General features: G+C 64.8%; 18 protein-coding genes. 12 read left to right on the top strand and 6 right to left on the bottom strand.

Annotation, left to right across the window (positions count from 1 at the left end; translation table 11 throughout):
* Positions 1-216 precede the first annotated feature (216 nt).
* Positions 217-1,131, top strand: a complete 915-nt coding sequence (locus tag ACWKY3_RS07125) for a Fic family protein (RefSeq protein ID WP_449315736.1) — start codon at positions 217-219, stop codon at positions 1,129-1,131.
* A 96-nt stretch (positions 1,132-1,227) separates the two neighbouring features.
* Here the strand turns inward: ACWKY3_RS07125 and ACWKY3_RS07120 are convergent, their stop codons facing one another.
* Positions 1,228-1,647 carry an amino acid-binding protein gene (locus ACWKY3_RS07120; RefSeq protein WP_449315735.1) on the bottom strand — a complete coding sequence of 140 codons (420 nt, stop codon included), beginning with the start codon at positions 1,645-1,647 and terminating at the stop codon, positions 1,228-1,230.
* Complete coding sequence (locus ACWKY3_RS07115; RefSeq protein ID WP_449315734.1) at positions 1,648-2,958, bottom strand: phenylacetate--CoA ligase family protein; 1,311 nt, start codon at positions 2,956-2,958, stop codon at positions 1,648-1,650.
* A 119-nt stretch (positions 2,959-3,077) separates the two neighbouring features.
* Here ACWKY3_RS07115 and ACWKY3_RS07110 point away from each other — a divergent pair, with 119 nt between their 5' ends.
* On the top strand, positions 3,078-4,997 hold the full coding sequence (locus tag ACWKY3_RS07110; RefSeq protein WP_449315733.1) for a DEAD/DEAH box helicase: 1,920 nt from the start codon (positions 3,078-3,080) through the stop codon (positions 4,995-4,997).
* Positions 4,998-5,171: 174 nt separating this feature from the next.
* Here the strand turns inward: ACWKY3_RS07110 and ACWKY3_RS07105 are convergent, their stop codons facing one another.
* From ACWKY3_RS07105 to ACWKY3_RS07095, 3 genes are all read right to left on the bottom strand, one after another.
* Positions 5,172-7,094: a heavy metal translocating P-type ATPase gene (locus tag ACWKY3_RS07105; protein ID WP_449315732.1), complete on the bottom strand. Its 1,923-nt coding sequence runs from the start codon at positions 7,092-7,094 to the stop codon at positions 5,172-5,174.
* A 106-nt stretch (positions 7,095-7,200) separates the two neighbouring features.
* Positions 7,201-7,419: a cation transporter gene (locus ACWKY3_RS07100; RefSeq protein WP_449315731.1), complete on the bottom strand. Its 219-nt coding sequence runs from the start codon at positions 7,417-7,419 to the stop codon at positions 7,201-7,203.
* Positions 7,420-7,506: 87 nt separating this feature from the next.
* Positions 7,507-7,905: an ArsR/SmtB family transcription factor gene (locus ACWKY3_RS07095; protein ID WP_449315730.1), complete on the bottom strand. Its 399-nt coding sequence runs from the start codon at positions 7,903-7,905 to the stop codon at positions 7,507-7,509.
* A gap of 375 nt (positions 7,906-8,280) precedes the next feature.
* Between ACWKY3_RS07095 and dmpI the strand changes: the two genes are divergently transcribed.
* The 5 genes from dmpI to ACWKY3_RS07070 all read left to right on the top strand — a co-directional run bounded on the left by dmpI (position 8,281) and on the right by ACWKY3_RS07070 (position 12,684).
* Positions 8,281-8,490 (top strand): 4-oxalocrotonate tautomerase DmpI, encoded by a 210-nt coding sequence (gene dmpI / locus ACWKY3_RS07090; protein ID WP_449315729.1) that lies wholly within the window; start codon positions 8,281-8,283, stop codon positions 8,488-8,490.
* Positions 8,491-8,791: 301 nt separating this feature from the next.
* Positions 8,792-9,556: an ATP-binding protein gene (locus tag ACWKY3_RS07085; protein WP_449315728.1), complete on the top strand. Its 765-nt coding sequence runs from the start codon at positions 8,792-8,794 to the stop codon at positions 9,554-9,556.
* A 623-nt stretch (positions 9,557-10,179) separates the two neighbouring features.
* Positions 10,180-11,055, top strand: coding sequence for an AraC family transcriptional regulator (locus ACWKY3_RS07080; RefSeq protein WP_449315727.1), 876 nt, complete (start codon positions 10,180-10,182; stop codon positions 11,053-11,055).
* Positions 11,052-11,933 (top strand): DMT family transporter, encoded by an 882-nt coding sequence (locus ACWKY3_RS07075; RefSeq protein ID WP_449315726.1) that lies wholly within the window; start codon positions 11,052-11,054, stop codon positions 11,931-11,933. The genes ACWKY3_RS07080 and ACWKY3_RS07075 overlap by 4 nt, the downstream gene beginning before the upstream one ends.
* A 346-nt stretch (positions 11,934-12,279) precedes the next feature.
* Positions 12,280-12,684: a DUF3788 domain-containing protein gene (locus tag ACWKY3_RS07070; protein ID WP_449315725.1), complete on the top strand. Its 405-nt coding sequence runs from the start codon at positions 12,280-12,282 to the stop codon at positions 12,682-12,684.
* Between the two features lie 451 nt (positions 12,685-13,135).
* On the opposite strand, the gene ACWKY3_RS07065 is transcribed toward ACWKY3_RS07070, so the two are convergent.
* Positions 13,136-13,810 carry an SOS response-associated peptidase gene (locus tag ACWKY3_RS07065; protein ID WP_449315724.1) on the bottom strand — a complete coding sequence of 225 codons (675 nt, stop codon included), beginning with the start codon at positions 13,808-13,810 and terminating at the stop codon, positions 13,136-13,138.
* A 361-nt stretch (positions 13,811-14,171) separates the two neighbouring features.
* Between ACWKY3_RS07065 and ACWKY3_RS07060 the strand changes: the two genes are divergently transcribed.
* The 5 genes from ACWKY3_RS07060 (at position 14,172) to ACWKY3_RS07040 (ending at position 20,808) form a co-directional block, all read left to right on the top strand.
* Positions 14,172-14,474 carry a metal-sensing transcriptional repressor gene (locus ACWKY3_RS07060; protein ID WP_449315723.1) on the top strand — a complete coding sequence of 101 codons (303 nt, stop codon included), beginning with the start codon at positions 14,172-14,174 and terminating at the stop codon, positions 14,472-14,474.
* Positions 14,475-14,693: 219 nt separating this feature from the next.
* Positions 14,694-17,315 (top strand): heavy metal translocating P-type ATPase, encoded by a 2,622-nt coding sequence (locus ACWKY3_RS07055; protein ID WP_449315722.1) that lies wholly within the window; start codon positions 14,694-14,696, stop codon positions 17,313-17,315.
* Positions 17,316-17,465: 150 nt separating this feature from the next.
* Positions 17,466-18,767, top strand: coding sequence for a DNA polymerase IV (dinB, locus tag ACWKY3_RS07050; RefSeq protein ID WP_449315721.1), 1,302 nt, complete (start codon positions 17,466-17,468; stop codon positions 18,765-18,767).
* 132 nt (positions 18,768-18,899) lie between these two features.
* Positions 18,900-20,147 (top strand): AAA family ATPase, encoded by a 1,248-nt coding sequence (locus tag ACWKY3_RS07045; RefSeq protein ID WP_449315720.1) that lies wholly within the window; start codon positions 18,900-18,902, stop codon positions 20,145-20,147.
* 4 nt (positions 20,148-20,151) lie between these two features.
* On the top strand, positions 20,152-20,808 hold the full coding sequence (locus ACWKY3_RS07040) for a hypothetical protein (protein ID WP_449315719.1): 657 nt from the start codon (positions 20,152-20,154) through the stop codon (positions 20,806-20,808).
* The last annotated feature ends 96 nt before the right edge of the window (positions 20,809-20,904 follow it).

Genomic DNA, 20,904 nt, shown 5'->3' with positions numbered 1-20,904 from the left:
ACAAAACTCATTAGATTTTCAAGCGCGAAAAAACTCATAACTCGACAACTTGCAACTCATAACTTGGGAACTTGGGCAAAAATCGCCAATCATCTTGCATGACGGCTGCATCGGCACCCTGCCATCCTTCTATTCCTCAATTCTCTATGAAAGGTGTAAAACCTCCGCCCCTCCTTAGGCTTTGTTACAATGGCGTTGTCGAAAGGAGCGGCATGCATGGACAGCGAAACCGCGCTTGAGGGACTCGAATACGCAACCGGCTATGAGCGCATGTACGGCGTAACGGACGAGCAGCTTGCCTTCTTGAAGCGCCATCAGGCCAATTTGCAACGCTTCGACATTCGGCCCTGCTACGATCCTTCGCTTGATGCACCCCTCGAACGACTTGCCCTTAAACGTGACGAGCTTGTGGCGCACGGGTTTGCCGCCGCACGCGAGTCCGGCAACCTTTACGAGGCGTTTCGCATCGACTTCGTGCATGCTACGACAGCTCTTGAAGGAAACACTCTTTCGTTGTTGGAAACAGGGTTGATCCTCCAGCAGGATTTGACTGCGCCAAGCAAGCCGATGAAAGATCACCTTGAAGTGATCGACGCATCTCGCGCCTTCGAGCGTGCCCGCAAAGCGGCGAAGGAGCAGGAGCCGTTGACGGAAGCTCTTGTGAAAGACCTGCACCGCATTGGCTCGACCAGTCTTGACGAGACTGATCCGGGCGAATACCGCTGGGATATGCGCTACGTCTCCACGTCGCCCATCTATCCGCCGCCCGCGAAGCGGGTGCCGGAACTTATGCGCGCGCTTGTTGCTGACGACTTGGCGAAATCCCCGGTTGCGAACGCGGCGCTATTTCACCTGGTGTTCGAGGACGTCCATCCGTTTGGTGACGGCAATGGACGCACGGGGCGCGTCCTGCTCAATTATCAGCTCATGATGGCAGGCTACCCGCCCATTGTATTCAAAGCCGACCAGGAAAGCGCGAGTCGCTACTATGGCGCTCTCTCCCGATTCATGAAGGATGTGGACGGACGCGACGGAACCGAGTTCGTCCATCTCGTCATTGAGCGCGTGGACGAAGAGCTTGACAAGCGCCTCGCTCAGCTTGCCCTTCGCCTGGAGCGCGAAGAGGCGTAGCGACGGACGCGCAACGCGCCCTGCTCTTCCCCGTAAACGCCGAAGCCCCGAGCCTCGCTGCAAGCTCGGGGCTTCGGCATGTTTGACGAGCCTCTTTTACGCCGCGTACAAGTCGTTCGGGTGGAGCACTTTGAAGCCGGCCTCCTCCAAAAGCGCAACGGCGCGCTCGTCCACCTTGCAGGCCACGGTGGCATGCCCCTCGGCGGTGGCGAAGCAGTAGCAGTACTCGATGCTCAAGCCCGCCTGGTCAAGCGCGCCAAACACCTGCGCCAGGCCGCCGGGCACGTTGGGCACCTCCACGGCCGCCACCTTCGCAAGGCTGGCGGCGAAGCCCTCCTCGCCAAGGGCCGCCATGGCCTTCGCGGGGTTGTCGCAGATGATGCGCACGATGCCGTAATCCGTGGTGTCGGCCAGGGCCAAAGCGTGCATCTGGATGCCCGCATCTCCTAAAGCCCGGCAAAGCGCCGTCAGGCGTCCTTCGGTGTTGCCCAAAAAGACAGTCAGCTGATCGGTCATTTACTTCTCCTCCTCGCTGCGCAAATCGACGATGCGGACGGCTTTGCCCTCCGACCGCTGGATGGTGTACGGCTCGACGATCTTCACCTGGATGGTGGTGGCCAGCTCGTCTTTGAGCGCCTGCTTCACGCGCTTTTGCAGATCCTCGATCTTGCGGATCTCGTCCATGGGGAACTCGGGGTTGATCTCTATCTTGAGCGTGGCCACATCCAGCGAGTTCTCACGCGTGAGTTCAATTTGATACCAGTCCGCCACCTCGGGGAACGCGGCGCATACGTTCTCTATCTGGCTGGGGAACACGTTCACGCCGCGGATGATCATCATGTCGTCGGTGCGTCCGTGCAAACGGTCGATGCGTCGATGCGTGCGACCGCAGGCGCACACCCCGGGGATGATGCGCGTGATGTCCTTGGTGCGGTACCTGATGACCGGCGTGGCCTCCTTGTCGAGCGTGGTGATGACCAGCTCGCCCCATTCGCCGTCCGGCACCGGCTCGTGCGTCTCCGGATCGAGGATCTCGGCGAAGAAGTGGTCCTCGGCCACATGCAGGCCGTTTTGCTCCAGGCACTCCATGGCAACGCCCGGGCCCATGATCTCCGTGAGGCCGTACACGTCGAGCGCCTTATAGCCCAGCTTCTCCTCCAGGTTCTCGCGGAACTGGTTCGACCACGCCTCGGCGCCGTGGATGCCGGCTTTGAGCTTGAAGTCCTTCTTGGGGTCGAACCCGTCGGCGATGGCGGTGTCGGCGATGTACATGGCGTAGCTGGGGGTGCAGCAGATGATGGACGATCCCATGGTGTTGAGCACTTTGATCTGGCGCTTGGTGTTGCCCGAGCTCATGGGGATGGTCATGCAGCCGGCCGCCAAGCCGCCGTAGTGCGCTCCCAAACCGCCGGTGAACAGGCCGTAACCGTAGCACACATGGCAGATGTCCTCCTCCGTGCCGCCGGCGTACCCGATGCCGCGGGCGAAGCAGTCCCCCCACACCTGCAGGTCGTGCTCGGTGTAGCCGCTCACGGTGGCCACGCCGGTGGTGCCGCTGGACATGTGGATCTCCTTCACCTCCTCCTTCGGCAGGGCGAAAAGACCGTAGGGGTAGGCGGCGCGCATGTCGTCTTTGGTGGTGAACGACGCTTTTCGAAGATCCTCGAACGACGAGAGCGCGTAGGGGTCGAACCCGACGGCGTCGAAGTTCTCCTTGTAGAAGGGGATTTTCTCGTAGCAGTAGACCACCGCCTTTTTCAGGCGTTCGAGCTGGAGCGCCTCCAGCTCGGCACGGTCCATGTGGGTGATTTCGTCTTGGTACGCCATGGTGCCTGCCTCTTCTCGATGTGCCTTGCGATGCCGGCCCGCCGCCGCGACCGGCGGGTGCCGCGGCGGGCCGGCACTTATTATATCCATGCAAGCGGCCCTTGGGGGACAAAGGCGGCGTGCGGCCGCCGTATGCGGGCGTGAGCGGGGCGTTCGCGCGGACCGCGCGCCATCTGCTATACTGCCCGCAACGGCCGCGCACGCCGGCCGCACGCGCGCCCCGGACCCGAAAGGAGCCTCCCACGCAGGACCGCACCACGCTCAAGCTGCGCGACTACCAGCAGGAGTGCGTTGACGTGTGCAACGCGCTCGAGTCCGGCGCGTACCTTGTGCAGATGGCCACCGGCCTGGGCAAGACGGTCACGTTCGCGCGGCTCGCGCGGCGCGGGCGCGTGCTCGTCTTGGCGCACCGGCGCGAGATCCTCGAACAGGCGCAGTCCTACTACGACGTGCCCGTGGGCATCGAGATGGCCGAGCGCACAAGCGCGGGCGAGGAGGTGGTGGCGGCGTCGGCGGCCTCGCTCGTACGGAGGCTCGACCGGTTCCGCCCGGGGGACTTCGACCTCATCGTCACCGACGAGGCGCACCATGCCGCAGCGCCCTCTTACCGCAAGATCTACGATTACTTCAAACCGCGCCTGCACCTGGGGTTCACGGCCACGCCGAACCGCGGCGACAAAGTGCGCCTGTCGGACGTGTTCGAGCGCATCGTGTTCGCGCGCGACATTCGCTGGGGCATCGGGCAGGGGTACCTGGCCGACATCGACTGCCGCCAGGTGGTGGTGGACTACGATTCGCGCGCCATCAAGACGAGCCGCAACAGCGCCACCGGCGAGCGGGACTTCCGCCTGCACGACCTGGATAGGGCCGTGAACACGCCCGAGACGAACGAGCAGATAGCCGCCGCGTACCGCAGGTACGCCTGCGGGCAGACGCTTGTGTTCGCGGCAAGCGTGGACCACGCCTACGAGCTGGCGGCGCTCATCGACGGCGCGCGCGTGGTGGAGGCCAACACGCCCGTTTCGAAGCGGGAGGAGCTCATCGCGGCATTTGGCCGTGGCGAGTTCCCGTGCCTGGTCAACAACCTCGTGCTCACCGAGGGCACCGACATTCCCGGCATCGAGAGCGTGCTCATCGCGCGTCCGACGAAAAACCCCACGCTCTACACGCAGATGGTGGGCCGCGGCCTGCGCCGATCGCCGGGGAAGGAGCGCGTGCGGCTTGTGGACTGCGTGGGCGTCTCCTACGATGCGAACCTGTGCACCGCGCCGACGCTTCTGGGCCTTGACCCGGGCAAGCTGCCCGAGCGCTACCGGATGCGCGCGGTGGAGGGTCCGGTCAGCAAGATGGAGGAGCGCTTCCGCTCCTTCGACGACACGCCGCTTTCCTGGGCGCTGCGCGCGCGGCAGGTCGACCTGTTCGCAAGCGGGGAGGGCGAGGGCCTGGATGCGCGCGGCGTCAACTGGGTGCAGCTGGGCGACGGCACGTTCACCGTCTCCACCGAACGTGTGGTCCTGCGCATCCCACCGGAGGACCTGGTGGGAACATCGGTGCTCGAGATAGCCGACCGCAAGACGGGGCTCGTGCTCTCCTCGAGCGCGCGCATGCCCCTGCAGCGCCTCTTCGACGAGGCGCGCGGCCTCCTCGAGCGCAAGGCCGCCGACCAGCGGCAGCTGTGGGACCGCCGCAACGCCGACCGCTGGGGCGCCCGTCCCGCCTCGGAGAAGCAGCTCGCCCTCGTGGAGAAGCTGTGCGCGCCCGACGAGCTGGCCGACCTGCGCGACGGCATGGAGGACGGGCTGACGAAGGCCGAGGCGGGCCAGATCATCACGCACCTCATCGAGCGCTCGAAAAACAAGCGCAGCGCCCGGGCGCGCAAGGAGCCGGCCACGCCCCGGCAGCGTCGCGACATCGAGCGGCTCCACCGGCAGGGCCGCATCCCCGATTACGTGTTCCGCGCCATCGACTTCTCGTCGCTCGACGGCTACACCGCCTGGAGGATCGTGCGCGCCGCCGAGGAGGACGCCTGGGACGCGTGAGGTTTCCGCGTGCGCGCTTGCGCGCGTTTTCGACGAGGTCTGTCCGCACGGCCGTCGCGGCGAGCGTGATCCTTTCCGCAGCGGTGACGGCGGCCCTTGCGATCGCGCTGATCGTGAGAGGATGAGCTTTGGCGCCCGCCGCGCACCCGGGTTGGGCTGATCGCAAGGCTCGTCTCACTCCCTCGCACTCATCGCCCGCATGGCGTTCAGGATGGCGATGACGGCCACGCCCACGTCGGCGAACACCGCGAGCCACATGTTCGCGATGCCCACGGCGGCCAGCACCAGCACGAGGAGCTTCACGCCGAGGGCGAACACGATGTTCTGCCACACGATGCCCATGGTCTTGCGGGCGATGCGCATGGCCCGCGCGATGTTCGACGGCTTGTCGTCCATGAGCACCACATCGGCCGCCTCGATGGCCGCGTCCGAGCCCATCGCGCCCATGGCGATGCCGATGTCGGCGCGCGTGAGCACCGGGGCGTCGTTGATGCCGTCGCCCACGAAGGCAAGCTTTCCCTTCCCGGCGCCCCTCTTGTGGGTATCCTCGAGCAGCTTCTCCACTTCGGCGACCTTGTCTTGAGGTAAGAGCTGCGCGCGGAACTCGTCGATGCCCAGCTCGTTGGCCACGGCGGCGGCCACGTCGGCGCGGTCGCCCGTGAGCATGACGGTCTTCTTCACGCCCGCGGCCCGCAGCGCGGCGATGGCCTCGGCGGCGTCGGGCTTGATGACGTCGGCGATGACGATGTGACCGAGGTAGGCGCCGTCAAGCGACACGTGGAGGATGGTGCCGGTGAGCTCGCACTCGCAGCAGCCCACGCCACACTCGCTCATGAGCTTGTCGTTGCCCACGTACACCACATGCTCGTCGATGCGCGCGCGCACGCCATGGCCGCTCTGCTCCTGCACGTCGTCGATGCGCTGCTGGTCGATGGGCCCTGCGTAGGCCGTGCGCACCGAAAGCGCGATGGGGTGGTTCGAGTACGCCTCCGCGTGCGCCGCGATAGACAGCAGCCGGTCGGGGTCGATGCCGGCCTGCGGGTGGATGGCCACCACGTTGAACGAGCCGTCGGTGAGCGTGCCCGTCTTGTCGAACACGACGGTCTCCGCGGCTGCGAGCGCCTCCAGGTAGTTGCTGCCCTTCACAAGGATGCCAAGGCGCGAGGCGCCGCCGATGCCGCCGAAGAACGACAACGGCACGCTGATGACAAGCGCGCAGGGGCACGACACCACGAGGAAGATAAGGCCGCGCTGCACCCAGTCCGACCAGCTTTGCCCAAGCAGAAGCGGCGGCACGACGGCCAGCAGCACCGCGATCCCGGTGACCGCCGGCGTGTAGTAGCGGGCGAAGCGGGTGATGAAGTTCTCGGTGCGGGCCTTCTTCTCGGCCGCGTTCTCCACAAGCTCGAGGATGCGCGACACGGTGGACTGCTCGTAGGGTTTCGTCACGCGCACGGTGATGAGGCCGGTCAGGTTCACGCAGCCCGAGATGATCTCGTCGCCCTCGCGCACCTCGCGCGGCACCGATTCGCCTGTGAGGGCCGCCGTGTCAAGCTGCGAGGTTCCGGCGATCACGATGCCGTCGAGCGGCACGCGCTCGCCGGCCAACACCCGGATCTCGTCGCCCACGGCCACCTCGTAGGGGTCCACCTGCACCAGTTCGCCATTGCGCTCCACGTTGGCGAACTCGGGCGCGATGTCCATCATGTCGGCGATGGATTTGCGGCTCTTGCCCACAGCGTAGCTTTGGAACAGCTCGCCCACCTGGTAGAACAGCATGACGGCCGCGCCTTCGGCCATGTGCGGGTCGCTGTCGGGGAACAGCACCAGCGCAAACGCGCCAATGGTGGCCACCGTCATGAGGAAGTTCTCGTCGAACACCTGGCCGGTGCGTATGTTCTTCGCCGCGCGCAGCAGCACGTCGTAACCGGCGATGAGGTAGGGGACGAGGAAGAGCGCGAACTCCGCCCACAGCGCCGCCGTAACGCTCCCGAGCCACGTGGCGAGCGGCGCAAGCTCGGCGATGGCGTAGGCAACGGCGAACAGCGCGATGGCGAGGAGAATGCGGTTCCTCGTGCGTTTCTGCTTCTTGTTCATGGTCTCCAACCTTGGGATCGGGGAGGGGAGGGCGCGCCGGCGCGCGGATGTTTCACGTGAGACATCCGTTCGTGCAGCGAGCAGTTCCCCTCTGGGTTCGAAATGGCTAGCGCAAGATGACGCAGTCGGGTTCGATCTTCTTGCAGATGCGGGCGGCCTCCTCGACGATGGCGTCGAAGCGGTCGTCGTCGGCTTCGATCACGAGCTTCTGCGTCATGAAGCTGACCGTGGCGCTCTTCACGCCGTCGATGTTCCTGATGCCGTTCTCCATCTTCGCAGCGCAGTTCGCGCAATCGAGGTCCTGGAGTTTGAAAGCCTTGCGCATGGCGGTTCCTTTCGGGTCGTTCGGCGCCATCCCGGGCGGGCGCGCGGCGCGGGGTGCAAGGATCCTTGGCCGCAGCAGCCGGATGGGCTATTCGCAGATGTGGGTCATGCCCTGGGCGAGCACGGTGTACACGTGGTCGTCCGACAGCGAGTAGATGACGTTCTTGCCGTCGCGTTGGAACTTGACGAGGCGGGCCTGCTTGAGCGTGCGCAGCTGGTGCGACACGGCGCTTTGCGTGGCGCCGATGAGCTCGGCGAGGTCGGCGACGCACAGCTCCTGGCCCATGAGGGCGTAGAGGATCTTGATGCGCGTCGTGTCGCCGAACACCTTGAACAGGTCGGCCAGCTCGTAGAGCAGTTCCTCGTCGGGAAGGCCCTCGGGCGGGCGGTCGGGGGCGATGTGGCTTGCGTCTCCGCACGTGCAGTTGTGATCGTGCGTGCTTGCGGACGCGACAGCCGTCGGCGCTTCATGCTTCTCGTCAGTCATATTCACCTCTTAACATATGAGCAATTGTTCATAAGTATAGGAATGGAGCGCGATCTGTCAAGAGGGGGGAGCAAGGAATTTTTCAGGCGCTGTTCTGCTGCGGTCGCGCTGTTTCGCGCGAAACGGGCTAGACCCAATAGGTTAGAATGGCCTGGAGTGCGAAAACGCCTGTCACGGAGGGTTTTGCCAGGTATGTTTCGGATTGGCGCATAAGGTTTCGATGCGGTGGAAAGAGGCGGGGAAAGGGGCGCATGCCGCGCTTGCAGCCGATCTTTGGCAGCCTGGATAGGCGAGCGGAGCGAAAAGCCCCTTGCTGCAGCTGGTTGGCTGCGTGGTCTTTTCGATACAGGGCGACGCATTGAAAGGAGATCGAACATGCCGTACATAACGATTGAGAGCGGAGTTTTGTCAACTGAACAAAAGGATGCGTTGATCAAACGCCTGACAGAGGTGTCTTCTGAAATAATGAATGTGCCGCAAGAGTTTTTCTCGGTTACCATCAAGGAATTGCCGGACGAAAATTTCGGCATCGGAGGAAAAACGATAGGCGAAATCAAGGCTGAGTATCTGAGAAAGCGCGTATGAGCGAGCGCTCGCTGGATTGACCGGCCGTTCGCTCGCATCCTCGTCCCCGTTAGAAGCGTGCGGAAAATCATCCCAAATGTTGCAAATGCAACGGATGAGGGCGTCCTGGAGTGATATCTTCGGTGGCAGGTGAGGATCGGAGAACCCGTGAATCCTCAAAGCTGCGAACCCAAGAACTTGCGAACCTGAGAATTTGCGAACCTGAGGACCTGCGAACTCGAGAACCTGCAAACCCAAGAACCTGCAAACCCAAGAACCTGCTAACTCGAGAACCTGCGAACTTAGGGAGAAGGGAGATTTTGTGATACGCACGATCATTCAGATAGACGAGGACGCTTGCAACGGTTGCGGCCTCTGTGTTTCGGCCTGCCATGAGGGAGCTATCGGTCTGGTGGGAGGCAAGGCGCGCCTTTTGCGCGACGATTTCTGCGACGGACTGGGCGACTGCCTGCCCGCGTGCCCGACCGGGGCCATCTCGTTCGTCGAGCGGGAGGCGGCGGCCTATGACGAAGAGGCCGTTCGCGCGGCGCAGAAGGCGGCCGCGCCGGCAGCGGCTTCGACCGTGGCTTCGGCTGTGCCGGCGCCTGCTGCGCCGGCGGGTGGCTGCCCGGGATCGCTCTCGCGCTTCTTCGGACACGGCGGCGAAGGGGCGAGCGGGCGCGGCGACGACGAAAGCGCGGACGAGGGGCGCTCGCCATCCCGCTTGGCCCAGTGGCCGGTGGAGATCAAGCTCGTGCCCGCGCGGGCGCCATACTTTGAGGGCGCCGACATCCTTGTGGCCGCCGATTGCACCGCCTTCGCTTACGCCGACTTCCATCGCGATTTCATGCGCGGAAAGGTGACGCTCATCGGCTGCCCGAAGCTCGATGGCGTGGACTACGCCGACAAATTGACCGACATCCTTTCGTCTAACAACGTGGCTTCGGTTACGGTCGCGCGCATGGAGGTTCCCTGCTGCGGCGGGATCGAGCGCGCCGTGCGCACGGCCGTCGAGCGCAGCGGCAAGGACGTGCCCGTCGAGGTGGCCGTCATCTCCACGCGAGGAGAGCTGCTCGCGCGCCGCTGATCCCGCAGTTAGGCGATGCAGGCTGCGACGGCCCTCCGCTACCGCAGCCTCTCTGGCGCCGCTGCGATCCCCCGATGTTGCGGCTTCCTTGATGCCGTTGCGTCCTTTCGCTGTTGCGACTCTTCGGTGGCATGGTGCTCCAACGTCGAGGCCCTTTGGCGCAACGGACTCTGCCGCTGCGGCCTCCTTGTCGCAGCGATCTTCCGCTGCTGCAGCCCCTCTGGCTCCGCTGCGGGCCTTTGCTGTTGCGACTCTTCGGTGGCATGGCGCTCTAACATCGAGGCTTTTTCGACGCCATAGGGACTCTCTGCCGCTGCGGCCTTCCGACGGCGATGCGGTCTGCGCAGCGGCTTTTCGGTGGCTTGACGCCTCATGAGGTGCGGTGCCTGGCGCAACCCCCTCAAGATGTTTCACGTGAAACATCTGTATGCGCAAACGAATGTTTCACTTGAAACATTCGAGCGCGTTCGGCAACGCGCCGCTGCGTTCGACAACGCGCCGCTGCGTTCGACAACGCGCCGCTGTGTTCGACGATGTGTCGCCGCGCCCGCCGTCCGCAATTTCGTTCAAGCGCGCGGCGCGGCTTCGTGGTATCGTTCCCGTTTCGGACGAGAGGACGGGAAATGGAAGCACGTGCGAAACGGAATGCGGCTTCGGCCGGCCACCGCGCGGGGGCCGAGGTTCGACGCGTCTGCGCGCTCCGGAACGTTCCAGGCGTCGAAGCGATCTCTCTCGAGGGCGTTGCCCAGCCGTTCCCCAGGCACTTCCACGACTTTTGGACGGTGGGCGCCTTCGCGCGGGGCAGGCGGCGCACGTCATGCGGCGGCCGGACCCTCGACGTCGGGCCGGGGCAGGCGGTGTTGTTCGCCCCTGGCGAGGCGCACGGATGCCGTCCGGCGGACGACGCGGCGCTTTGCTATCGGAGCGTGACCGTGCCCGATGCGCTGCTCGCGCGCCTGCTTGGCGGAAGCGGCGAACCCGGGCGCCCGGAGAGCTTCGTCGTCCGCGACGCGACGCTCATCCGGGCGATGGCCGACGTGTGCGCGCTCGCGACCAGCCCGGATGCCGACGCGCTCGCGCAGGAAGAGGCCCTGGCCGTGCTCGTCGCGCGCATCGCGGCGCATTGCGCGCCCGTCGGGCGGCGCGCCTCCGATGCCGCTGCGTCGTCCTCTGCGGGGGTCGAGCGCGCCCGGGCGCTGCTCGAACGGAACTGCGTCGAAGGCGCTTCCCTTTCCGAGCTTGCCGAGGTGGCAGGGCTTTCGCGCTGCCACCTCGTGCGCGCGTTCTCGGCCCGCACCGGCCTTACGCCGCATCGCTACCTGCAGACGCTGCGCGCGAACCGCGCCCGCCACCTGCTGGCGGACGGCCTTGCGCCGGCTCAGGCGGCCGCGCGGTCCGGATTCTCCGACCAGGCGCACCTGACCCGCGTGTTCAAGGCGCACTTCGGCCTCACCCCGGCACGCTACCGCGCGGGGGCTGAAAGGGGGCGCCGGTCGTGAAGGGCCACGTTCTCGCGCTCGTCACCGTGCTCGTGTGGGCGGTGACGTTCGTGTCCACGAAAGTGCTGCTTGTGCATCTTTCCCCCATCGAGATACTGTTTCTGCGCTTCGTCGTGGGGTTCCTCGCGCTCATGGCGCTGCGTCCGCGCCGCCTGCGCCTTGCGCGCCGCTCGCAGGAAGGCTGGTTCGCCTTGGCCGGCGCCACGGGCGTCGCGCTGTACTACCTGCTGGAGAACATCGCGCTCACCTTCTCCTCGGCGTCGATGGTGGGCGTGGTGGTGGCCGCCGCGCCCCTGTTCACGGGCATCCTGTCGGCGCTGCTGCTGAAAAGGCGGCCGCGCGCGGCCTTCTTCCTGGGCTTTGCGGTGGCCATGACGGGCGTCGTGCTCGTGAGCTTCGGGGGAGGGGCCTTCGCGCGCGGCCTTGCCGAGGAAGCGGGCTTCGAGGCCGCAGGCGTGCTCCTCGCGCTTGCGGCAGCTCTCACGTGGGCAGCGTATTCCCTCGTCACGGACAAGATCGCTTCGTTTGGTCTGGACGGCGTCCTCGTCACGCGGCGCACCTTCGCCTGGGGGCTTCTGTTCATGGCCCTCGCGCTGCCGTTTTTCGGCTTCTCGCCGGATTGGGCCTCGCTTGCGCTGCCCGAGGTGTGGGGCAACCTCGCCTTCCTCGGCCTAGGCGCGAGCGCGCTGTGCTTCGTGACGTGGAACCTTGCGGTGGGGAAGCTGGGTCCCGTGACCGCGAGCCTCTACATTTACCTGGTTCCGGCGCTCACCGTGCTTGCCTCGGCCCTGGTGCTTGGCGAGCCGCTCACGCCGCCCGTCATCGTCGGCGTGCTGCTCACCGTGGGCGGCCTGGCGCTCTCCGAGCGCGGACGATAACGCCGCCCAACTCCCTTGCGAGGCGTACGAATGTTTCACGTGAAACATCCTGACCTGCCGATTAGCGCCGACCTGTGTCGATTCGTGCGAATCGGTGCTGGTCAGACGCTCGCACTTGGTTTTCCGCGACTCCTGCGGCCAATTTTGCGGCCCGCTGTCCACGAACAGATGTTTCACGTGAAACATCCTGCGACGGAAAACAGCGACGGGGCGAAGCGAAAGCCGATGCCGAAGCCCTTTCCGTCGAAAGGCCGCGACACTTCCGTGCGAACGCCGGCGAGTCGTTGACAAGATGCATCGTGTATACTGGGTGGCCAGACGTGCACCTGCGGAAAAGGAGACCCTCATGATGGACCGACCGCCGACCGAAAACGAGATGGCCGCCCTTTTGGGAGAGTCCTTGCTCGGCGTGTGGACGGGACTGCGCGCGCTTGTCGAAGAGCGCTACGACGCGGAGCCTGTCTGGAACGCGGGCGGCAAGGCGTGGACTTACGAGCGCGCGTACCGCAAGGGAGGCAGGAGGCTTTGCTCGCTGCACGCCAGGGAGGCATGCGTGGGCTTCATGGTTATCTTAGGGAGGGACGAGCGGGCACGGTTCGAGGCCGATCGCCAGGCGTTCTCCGAGCCCGTCCGCGCCGCTTACGACGCTGCGCGGACGTACCGCGATGGGAAATGGGTCATGTTCGAGCCGATCGACGAATCGTCCTTCGCGCGCCTTCTGCGCATCAAGAGGCGGCCGGATCGAGGGTAAGGCCGCGCGACGGCGGCGAAACGGCTGCCGCCCTTTTTTTTGGAGCGTACGAATGTTTCACGTGAAACATTCGGGCCCGTCGATTCGCCTGGTTGACGCCTGTTGGGCTGGTTGACGCTGTTGCTGGTTGGCACCGATTCGACTGGTTGACGCCTGTTGGGCCGGCTGGCACCGATTCGGCTGATTCGCGCCGATCATCGCCGACCTGCAGCCCCTGATCTGCGCCCAGCCCTTTGAGGCTCCCGCTCGATCCACGCCCGGCCTTTTGCATGCCTGCCCGGCTTTCGCCTGTCCTTTGCGGCCCGCCGCTTGATCCACGCCCGGCTTTTCGCGGCCCATGCCCTGCTCTCGCCAGGCCCCTTGCGGCCTTCACGGCGGGTTTTGCGTCGACAGCCTCCGCATGCGTGGGCGAAGCCGCGCGATGCGACCCTCGGTGCGCTCGGCGAGGCCCTCACGCCTCCGGAGCAGCCCGGAGGGCCGGTGCGGCGCGGCTGAGGAGCGCCGCGAAATCCCCGGTAAGCCACAAGGCGGCCCCATCCGCGTCGAGCGTAAGCGGCATGCGGTCGTGAACCGGCGCGACGACGGCGGAGGGCCTGGTGGTCATGAGCGAGAAGCGCCCGGCCTCATGTATTCCCGCCAAAAGCAGCGGCGCGCCGTCGGTGCGCGCGAAGGCGTAGGGGCGGCGCATCGGACTGCCCGTGCGCGGGCTTGGCACCGTCTCGGTCGCGTGGGATTCGAAGAACCCCCAGGCCGGCACAAGGCATCGTCGGCGCTTAAGCGACGCGCGCCACATGCTCGAAGAGGCGCCGAGCGCCGTCTCGATGCGCGTGTTGAACACGGGACCCTTCTTCCAGGGTACCTCGTATCCCCAGATCATATCCGCGATGGCCAGCTGCGTTCCAAGCCCCGTGGGCACGATGAGCGCCGCAACCGACGAAGGGAAGGCGTCGCGGCGCTCCCCGGGGCCGTCCGCAACCGGCCTGGACAGGCTCGCCCGAAAGCTTCCGAGCGCATCGAGTGCCCCCAGCTTCCCACCCGCGTCTTCCCGCGCCTCCAAGCTGCGCGCGACCTCTGCGGCGATGCGGGCGACCTCGGCCCGATCAACCGCGACGAAACGCCTGCACACAACCCGCTCCTTCCCGCAACGCCAGCTTCCAGGCGCAGCATTGTACCACGCGCCCCGCCGCGCGCCACGCATGCCGCCTGCAGTATGGCGTACCCCGTCGCCCGCCGCGCATGTCGCTTGCAGCATGGCGCGCCGCGCTCGCAGGCGTCGCGTTCTGCACGCGCCCACGTCCACGTGCGTCATGTTCACACCGTGCGCATGCTCTGAGGACATCGCTGCGCGTCGCCCGCCCCTCCATCATGCGCCCCGCCGCCCGCGCCGTTGCCCAAACATGACTTGACAATGCCCCCGGAGGGTATATACTGCCCTCGATGTCAAGATGCCCCCTGGGGGCATATGAAGCGAATGGAAGGAGGGCGGCATGGACGGAAAGGAATGCTGCCACCACAAGGAGACGCCGCGCTCGCAGGAGCTGCAAAACGACCTGCAAAAGCGCCTCAACCGCGTGATAGGCCAGCTCAACGGCGTGAAGAGCATGATCGACGACAACCGTTACTGCGGGGACGTCCTCGTGCAGCTCGCAGCCGCCGAAAGCGCCGTGCACCGCGTTTCGGAGCTCATGCTGCAAGACCACTTGGAAACGTGCGTGGTCGAGCAGATCCAGCGCGGCAACGTCGAGGTGGTGGACGAGGTCATGCAGCTTCTGCGGAAGTTCTCGCGTTGACGCGCTGCCCTAGATGCCGCCCGCGGATGTTTCACGTGAAACATCCGTGCGTCTGAATTCGCGTCAAAGCTGTGCGCCCGAAAGGCATCCGAAAGAAGCCCCCTGCACCCTCTGTCCCAGGAAGCTCCAAGCACATCCCCTGACCCCGTGTTCGCATCTGCGGGAAAAGAGCGCAGCCGCTGCGCGAGAAGCGGCAGAGAGACTATATGAGGAATCGTTGTGAAGCGAACGTTCGACATCACGGGCATGACCTGCGCCGCATGCTCGGCACGCGTGGAGAAGGCCGCGCGCACCGTGAACGGCGTGCAGGATGTGGCCGTGAACCTGCTCAAAAACCGCATGGAGGTGGAGCTTGACGGCGCGCCCGGAACCGTCGAGGCCGTCGAGCGCGCCGTGGAGAAGGCGGGCTACGGCGCCTTCGCCCGCCCTGAGCGCGGCGAGGCGCACGCCTCCGCAGCGCCGCGCGCGGCCCAGGCACGCCCCGTGACCGACGCCGCCGCCGAGGCCAGGCTCGTGCGCACGCGCCTCATCGTGTCCGCGGTGTTCACCGTGCCGTTGTTCTACCTGTCCATGGGCCACATGTTCGGCTGGCCGCTGCCGGGATTTCTTGTGGGCGAGGCGAACGTCATGCCCTTCGCCCTCACGCAGTTTCTGCTGCTCCTGCCCGTGATCTTCGTGAATTTCAAGTTCTTTCGCGTGGGCTTCAAGACGCTTGCGCACGGCGCGCCGAACATGGACTCGCTCATTGCCATCGGCTCGGCGGCCTCCACTCTCTACGGCGTCTACGCGCTCTACAAGATAGGCTACGCGCTTGGCGCGGGCAACGTTCACGGCGCGCATGCGGCCGCCATGGACCTCTACTTCGAGTCGGCCGCCATGATCCTCACGCTCATCACGCTCGGCAAGTACTTCGAGGCACGCGCGAAGGGCAAGACCACCGACGCCATCGCCAAGCTCATGGACCTCGCGCCGAAGGAGGCCACCCGCCTGGTCGAGGGCCGCGAGGAGCGCATCGGCGCCGACGAGGTGCGCGAAGGGGACGTCCTTGTGGTGCGCGCCGGCGAGGGCGTGCCGGTGGACGGCACGCTCATGGAGGGCGCGGGCACGGTGGACGAATCGGTGGTGACCGGCGAGAGCGTGCCCGTGGACAAACACCCGGGCGATCAGGTGACGGGGGGCACCGTCAACCGCACAGGCTGGTTCGCCATGCGGGCCGACCGCGTGGGCGACGACACGACGCTTGCCGGCATCGTGCGCCTCGTGGACGAGGCCACCTCCACGAAAGCCCCCGTGGAGAAGCTGGCCGACCGCATCTCGGGCGTGTTCGTGCCCGCGGTCATCGCCGTGGCGCTCGTCACGTTTGCCGTATGGACGCTCGCCTTCGGCGCGACGCTGGAGGTGGCGCTCTCGCATGCGGTGAGCGTGCTCGTCATATCGTGCCCCTGCGCGCTCGGTCTGGCCACGCCCACGGCCGTGATGGTAGGCACCGGTCGCGGGGCGCAGCGCGGCATCCTGGTGAAGTCGGCCGAGGCCTTGGAGACGGCTCATGGGGTGCGGACCGTCGTGTTCGACAAAACGGGCACCGTGACCAAAGGCGAGCCGAGCGTGACCGACGTTAAGGCCGCTCCCGGTGCCAGCGAGCCGCGCCTGCTTGACCTGGCGCTTTCCCTGGAGGAACGCTCCGAGCATCCACTTGCCCGCGCAGTGACGGAGTTCGCGCGGGGAAGAGGCGCCTGCGCGCAAGCAGTGGAGGGGTTCGCCCAGGTGCCCGGCGGCGGCCTGGAGGCGCGGGTCGAGGGGGCGTTCGCGCTCGCCGGCAACGCGCGCCTCATGGCGGAGCGCGGCGTGGACGTCGGCGCGCTGGCCGACGGAGCCGCTCGGCTTGCCGACGAGGGCAAGACGCCGCTGTTCTTCGCCCAGGACGGCAAGATGCTCGGCTTGATCGCCGTGGCCGACACCGTGAAGCCCACGAGCGCCGCCGCCCTGCGCGAGCTTGCCGCCATGGGCGTGCGCACGGTCATGCTCACCGGCGACAACGAGCGCACCGCCGCCGCCGTCCAGCGCCAGGTGGGCGCCGACGAGGTGGTGGCCGGGGTGCTGCCCGAGGGCAAGGAGCGCGAGATCCGCCGCCTGGCCGTGCGGGGCGCGGTCGCCATGGTGGGCGACGGCGTGAACGACGCGCCCGCCCTCGCCCGTGCCGACGTGGGCATCGCCATCGGTGCAGGTACCGACATCGCCATAGAAAGCGCCGACGTCGTGCTCATGCGAAGCGATCCTCTGGACGTGCCGGCCGCCATCCAGCTCTCGCGCGCCACGATGCGCACTATCAAGCAGAACCTGTTCTGGGCGCTCATCTACAACGCGGTGTGCATTCCTGTGGCCGCCGGCGCGCTTTCGGCCTGGGGCGTGAACCTCAACCCCATGATAGCCGCAGCCGCCATGAGCGCGAGTTCGGTGTGCGTGGTGACCAACGCCCTGCGGCTGCGCGGCTGGCGCCCGCGTTTCGCGTCGGCCGGGATTGAAGCCGAGGGCGCCTCGAGCGTCCGGGAGACTGCCGAAACCTCGAAGGTGCCCGCCGGCGCCAACATGCAAGGGGGCGCGGGAGCGCCCGAGCGAAAGGAGATCGTCATGGAGAAGACCCTGCACGTTGAGGGCATGATGTGCCAGCGCTGCGTCGCGCACGTGAAGCAGGCCCTCGAAGAGGTGGACGGCGTGGAGGAGGCCGTCGTGGACCTGGACGCCGGCACCGCCGTGGCAAAGCTTGCCCGCGAGGTGCCCGACGAGGTCCTGAAAGCCGCCGTCGAAGCGCAGGATTACGAAGTGACCGGCATTGCCGGATAGCCGCGAGGGGAGGGGCGGTGCGCCCCGCCGCGTTCATTCGGACGCGCTCGGCCGCGCATCGCCCCTCGCGCATCGCGCGCCGATTGACAACATCGCTTTCCCACTCTACAATATAAGAACGTTCGTTCGTATGCAAAAAGGAGGGAGAGGATGCGCGGCGAAAGCACCCCACGCGAAAGCGCCCTGCCGCTCCCTTCTTGGGAGGGGCCGGCCATCCTGCTTGTGGACCTGGACGCGTTCTTCGCCTCCGTCGAGCAACTGGACCATCCGGCCTGGCGCGGCAAGCCCGTCATCGTGGGAGGCGACCCCGACAAGCACGGGGTGGTGTCCACGGCCTCCTACGAGGCGCGGCCCTTCGGCGTGCGCAGCGCCATGCCCTCGTCCACCGCGCGCCGCCTGTGTCCCCACGCCATCTGGACCCGCGGGCGCTTCGACCGCTACCGCCAGATGTCCAACCAGATCATGGCCATCCTGCACGACGAGACGCCGCACGTGCAGCAGGTGAGCATCGACGAGGCGTTTTTGGACGTCACGCCCACCGCCGTGAACCGCGAGCATCCCGCAGCGGTGGCGCGACGCATACAGCGGCGCGTGGAGGAGCTGGGCGTAACGTGCTCCATCGGCGTGGGAACGTCCAAGACCGTCGCCAAGATCGCCTCCGACATGGACAAGCCGCGCGGCCTCACCGTGGTGTACCCGGGCGGCGAGCGGGATTTCCTCGCGCCTTTGCCCGTGCGCGCGTTAAGCGGCGTCGGCGCGGCGGCCGAGGAGCGGCTGCGCTCGCATGGCATCCGCACGCTCGGCGATCTCGCGGACGCCGACGTGAGCATGCTCGTGCGCTTGTTCGGCAAGAACGGCCTGGTCATGCACGTGCGCGCGAACGGAGGCGACAACGCCCCGGTGGAGGAGGACGACGCGGTCAAATCCGTCTCCAACGAGACGACGTTCGCCCGCGACCTCACCGAGCGCGCCGACGTGGAGGCCGCCATCGCCACGATGGCGGCGAAGGTGGGGCGCCGTCTGCGCCGTAAAGGGCTTAAAGGACGCACGCTGAGCCTGCGGGTGAAGTTCGACGATCGCAGCGTGCGCTCGGTGCAGCGCCAGCTGCCCGCCCCCTCCGACGACGAGCTGGCCTTCACGCCGCTGCTTGAGCGCATGGTGGACGAGGTGTGGCGGCCCGGCATGCCGCTTCGCCTGATAGGGGTGGGGATGAGCGGCTTTGCCGAAGGAGGTGCGGTGCAGCAGAGCCTCTTCGACGTCTCCGAAGCCGCGCCCGCCGAAGGCGACGCGCCGCCCGCCATCAAGGACGAGCGCAAGCGCCGCGGCCTCATCGAGGCCACCGACCTGGTGCGCGACCGCTTCGGCGAGGAAGCCGTCCGCTTCGGCCGCGAGCTGCGCGGCAAGGGCAACACCACCGGCTCGGCCTCCAAGAACCCCGCCGACTACAAGTGATACCTTGCTTGTTAGGGCGGGCTATGCTGATTCGAACTTGTTTTTAGCGTTGTGGACTCCGTCGGAAAATCATTTGCGATAATGAAGCGTGTCACGGCTTCCACCAGGCAATTCCGAAAGACAGGAACCGACATGTCAGAGATGTATATAACTCAGCTACATGTTAACAAAGTAAGACATCTTTGCGATGTCACTATCCCTCTCTCAATAGACAAACGTAAACATCTTATCCTTACAGGGAAAAACGGCAGCGGCAAGACAAGTTTGATGGAGGCAGTGGCAGGCTACCTTGATTCCATCACAAAGCACGACAGACTCGCCACCGCAAAGAAAAGCCTTCCCGTAGATGAGGGTTCGCTAAAAACGCAACTCGCAAACAACGATTTGGAAGAGGCTGAGAGAACCAAAGAGCGCATAAAGTTTTGGCACGAAAAGATAGAAGAGAGTTCGCACGGTTTGGATCTGGAGTTCTCATGCCCTGCTTCCAAGTTTAAGTCGGCGTTCTCTCAAGGACGTTTTGTCGTCGCATTCTACAAATGCGACCGAACCTTCTCGGCGATCATTCCCAAGCAGATCGAAAAAGTAGAGCTCAAGGAAAGCTACGGCATAGAGGAAGATTATCCGCGCAAAGATTTTGTCAAGTACCTGCTCGATCTTAAAATGACGCAAGCGCTTGCCATCTCAAATGGCAGTACTGCTAAAGCCCAAGAGATTACCCAGTGGTTTGACAACCTCCAAGATCTTCTACGCGACGTTTTCGACGATGCTTCCGTGGAGATCGTCTTCGATGAGGACACGTTCGAGTTCTTCATCAGCATGGATGATCGGGGGCCGTTTGACTTCAACAGCATGTCAAGTGGGTACGCTGCGGTGTTTGATATTGTGCTCGACCTGATGATGCGAATGAAACGTCAGATAGGTTACCGGTTCGATTTCGCCCTTCCCGGGATCGTGCTCATCGACGAGATAGAAACGCATTTGCACCTGCAGCTGCAAAGGAAAATACTGCCGATGCTCACGCAGCTCTTTCCTCATGTGCAGTTCCTGGTGTCGACGCATTCTCCGTTTGTGATAAGCAGCGTTGACGATGTGATCATCTATGACCTTGAAAGAAGAATGCTTGTTGAAGGCGGCCTCACCAATGTTCCGTATGAGGGGATAGTGGAAGGCTATTTCAAAGCAGATACTTTGTCTGAGGAGTTGTCGGAGAAGTTCTCTCGCTACAAGGAGCTTGCGGAAAAGCCTGAGCTCACGAACGACGAGCTTGAGGAAATCGTGCGGCTCGAACTCTATCTCGACGAGACTCCCGACTACCTTGGTCTTGAATTTGCAACCGAGTACAAGCAGATCAAGTTGGAATTGGCTCAGAGGATGAGGTAGCCATATGGTAAAAGTGGAAAGGAGCCAGCCCGCGCCGGCATCGCTTGCCGTGGAGGCGCGCAAGGCCGACGGGGCGTGCAATGGAAAAGACGTTATCGAGCGTCTTGCATCCGATTTCAACGATAAGTGTTACATTTGCGAGCTGAAGGGGCTGCAAGACCCTAATGTCGAGCACTTGCTTCCCCATGAACGGGGAAGGCGCCATGACTTGAAATTCGACTGGGACAACCTTTTCTGGTCGTGCTCGCATTGCAATCAGGTGAAAAACAAATCGCGGTACGCTGCAGGCATCATCGACTGCTGCAAGCGCGATCCGGAAGCCGCCATTCATTTTGGCATGAAGGGCAGTGAGCTCGACGTTCGGCCAATTCAGCAAGACGACGAGGCAAAACGGACGTCAGAGCTGGTTTTTGAGGTGTTCAACACACGCAAAACAGGAATGCGCACGCAAGCGAGCAGCCATCGAATGAGGGAGCTCCAGAAGGAGATGAACGTTCTGTTTACCGAGCTTCAAACCTATGGCGAAAACGAACGGTCCGCATGGACCAAAATGCGTTTGAGCGCATTGCTGAGGCGTGAAAGCGCGTTTGCAGCCTTTAAGCGATGCTACGTCAGGCAGCATCTTAACGAGTATCCCGCTTTGGCGGAATACGTGGCGTGACCGATTGGTTTCATCGACCGCAAGTAACGCACCCGCCACCCCTTCCGGGGGGAGGGGAGGGAGATTCAGGGTGCTTGGACAAAGGAGAAGAAAACA

It is taken from the genome of Rubneribacter sp. (assembly GCF_965361815.1).
The sequence above is the reverse complement of the archived record's forward strand: the minus strand, read 5'-3'. Positions and strand labels throughout refer to the sequence as shown.

Bases quoted from the DNA above. Each gene is read 5' to 3' on its own strand.
- ACWKY3_RS07105 (WP_449315732.1), bottom strand. From the start codon at position 7,094: ATGAACAAGAAGCAGAAACGCACGAGGAACCGCATTCTCCTCGCCATC.
- dmpI (WP_449315729.1), top strand. From the start codon at position 8,281: ATGCCGTACATAACGATTGAGAGCGGAGTTTTGTCAACTGAACAAAAG.
- ACWKY3_RS07115 (WP_449315734.1), bottom strand. From the start codon at position 2,958: ATGGCGTACCAAGACGAAATCACCCACATGGACCGTGCCGAGCTGGAG.
- ACWKY3_RS07120 (WP_449315735.1), bottom strand. From the start codon at position 1,647: ATGACCGATCAGCTGACTGTCTTTTTGGGCAACACCGAAGGACGCCTG.
- dinB (WP_449315721.1), top strand. From the start codon at position 17,466: ATGCGCGGCGAAAGCACCCCACGCGAAAGCGCCCTGCCGCTCCCTTCT.
- ACWKY3_RS07080 (WP_449315727.1), top strand. From the start codon at position 10,180: ATGGAAGCACGTGCGAAACGGAATGCGGCTTCGGCCGGCCACCGCGCG.
- ACWKY3_RS07095 (WP_449315730.1), bottom strand. From the start codon at position 7,905: ATGACTGACGAGAAGCATGAAGCGCCGACGGCTGTCGCGTCCGCAAGC.
- ACWKY3_RS07070 (WP_449315725.1), top strand. From the start codon at position 12,280: ATGATGGACCGACCGCCGACCGAAAACGAGATGGCCGCCCTTTTGGGA.
- ACWKY3_RS07060 (WP_449315723.1), top strand. From the start codon at position 14,172: ATGGACGGAAAGGAATGCTGCCACCACAAGGAGACGCCGCGCTCGCAG.
- ACWKY3_RS07045 (WP_449315720.1), top strand. From the start codon at position 18,900: ATGTCAGAGATGTATATAACTCAGCTACATGTTAACAAAGTAAGACAT.
- ACWKY3_RS07100 (WP_449315731.1), bottom strand. From the start codon at position 7,419: ATGCGCAAGGCTTTCAAACTCCAGGACCTCGATTGCGCGAACTGCGCT.
- ACWKY3_RS07125 (WP_449315736.1), top strand. From the start codon at position 217: ATGGACAGCGAAACCGCGCTTGAGGGACTCGAATACGCAACCGGCTAT.
- ACWKY3_RS07040 (WP_449315719.1), top strand. From the start codon at position 20,152: ATGGTAAAAGTGGAAAGGAGCCAGCCCGCGCCGGCATCGCTTGCCGTG.